Genomic DNA, 1,779 nt, shown 5'->3' on the forward strand with positions numbered 1-1,779 from the left:
CGTCAGGCGCCTATCTGCTGTCGGGAGCGCTATGCACGCTGCTGGCGCTGCGGCTCAACCAGCGCCTGGATCGGACTCCCGCTTGAGTGACCTGCTTGGCCAGGGCTGGGGACCTCCCGGCCCAATGACGCTGCACGACAAGACCAACAAGCAGAATTTTCTGCTTCTGATCCAACTGCGCTGGATCGCGGTCGGCGGTCAGATCGTGACGATCCTGTTCGTCCGCTACGCGCTTGGCATCGGGCTGCCGCTGGTGCCGATGGCAGTGGTGATCCTGCTGCTGATCGCTCTCAACGTCGCCAGCCTGCGCCGGCACAGCAGCCAGGACGCGATCACCAACACCGAGCTGTTTCTTGGACTGCTGCTCGACGTCACCGCGTTGACGGTCCAGCTTTACCTGAGCGGCGGCGCGTCCAATCCCTTCATTTCGCTTTACCTGCTCCAGGTCATCCTGGGCGCGGTACTGCTGGAGACATGGTCGGTCTGGGCGCTTGTCCTCATTGCAAGCACGTGCTTCATCGCGCTGACCACCTTCTACCGTGAGATCAGCCTGCCCGCCGCACACGGTGCCGGGCTGTTCAGCCTGCACATTCAGGGCATGTTCATCTGTTTCGTCCTGGCGGCAACGCTTCTGGTGCTGTTCATCACCAGGGTCCAGAACAACATTCGCACCCGCGACGCTCATCTTGCGGATTTGCGCCAGCAATCGGCGGAGGAGGCTCACATCGTCAGGATGGGCCTGCTCGCCTCTGGCGCCGCGCATGAGCTAGGCACGCCGCTGGCTACGCTTTCCGTCATCCTCAACGACTGGCAGCGCATGCCGGTTCTCGAGGCCGATCCGGATCTGGCGCAGGAAATCCGGGAGATGCAGGGCCAGTTGGACCGTTGCAAGAAGATCGTTTCGGGAATCCTGATGTCGTCGGGCGAATTGCGCGGCGAAGGCACGGTTCGCACCTCCGTCGATGCCTTTCTGGCGGAGCTGGTGGCCGAATGGAAGTCGACACGGCTGCCGCAAGGTTTCGAATACACCAGGCGTTTCGGCGCCAACCAGGAGATCGTCTCCGATCCCGCGCTCAAACAGGTGATGTTCAATGTACTGGACAACGCACTTGAAGCGTCGCCTCTATGGGTCGGTTTGATCGTCAGCCGCCACGCGAACGATCTCATCATCGAAGTTGTCGACGCGGGACGGGGATTTGAAGAAACCATGCTTGCTGAATTCGGCAAGCCCTACACGTCGACCAAGAACCGGCCAGGTAGCGGGCTCGGCCTGTTTCTGGTCGTCAATGTCATCCGCAAGCTGGGGGGTAGCGTCACCGTAAGAAACAGAACCGAAGGGGGAGCTTCGGTTACGTTGCATCTGCCGCTGGCTGCTCTGTCTCCGCGAGGGCACAATGCCGACTAAACGCACGCTGCTGATCGTCGAGGACGACATCGCCTTTGCCAACGCACTGCGCCGGTCTTTCGAACGGCGTGATTACGAAACGCATAGCTGCCGGAGCGTCGACGGCGTGCAGGCGCTGATCGGCACCGTTGCCTTCCAATATGCCGTCATCGATCTCAAGCTTGCCAGCGGCTCGGGCCTTGAGTGCGTCAGGGCGCTGCACGAACACGATCCTGAAATGCGGATCGTCGTGTTGACCGGCTTTGCCAGCATCGCCACCGCTGTCGAGGCGATCAAGCTCGGCGCCTGCCAGTATCTCGCCAAGCCCGCCAATACAGACGACATTGAAGCGGCTTTCGGCCAGGTCGAGGGCAATGTTTCGGTGCCGCTCGCCG

General features: G+C 61.4%; 2 protein-coding genes. Both read left to right on the top strand.

Annotated elements, in window-relative coordinates; all coding sequences use genetic code 11:
* Positions 1–82 precede the first annotated feature (82 nt).
* Positions 83–1,405 (top strand): ATP-binding protein, encoded by a 1,323-nt coding sequence (locus tag EN991_RS34875; protein ID WP_024505204.1) that lies wholly within the window; start codon positions 83–85, stop codon positions 1,403–1,405.
* A partial coding sequence (locus EN991_RS34880; RefSeq protein ID WP_127370425.1) for a response regulator occupies positions 1,395–1,779 on the top strand: 385 nt, incomplete at its 3' end. The genes EN991_RS34875 and EN991_RS34880, both read left to right, overlap by 11 nt.

It is taken from the genome of Mesorhizobium sp. M7A.F.Ca.US.005.03.2.1, assembly GCF_003997795.1.
GTDB classification, from domain to species: Bacteria; Pseudomonadota; Alphaproteobacteria; order Rhizobiales; family Rhizobiaceae; genus Mesorhizobium; species Mesorhizobium ciceri.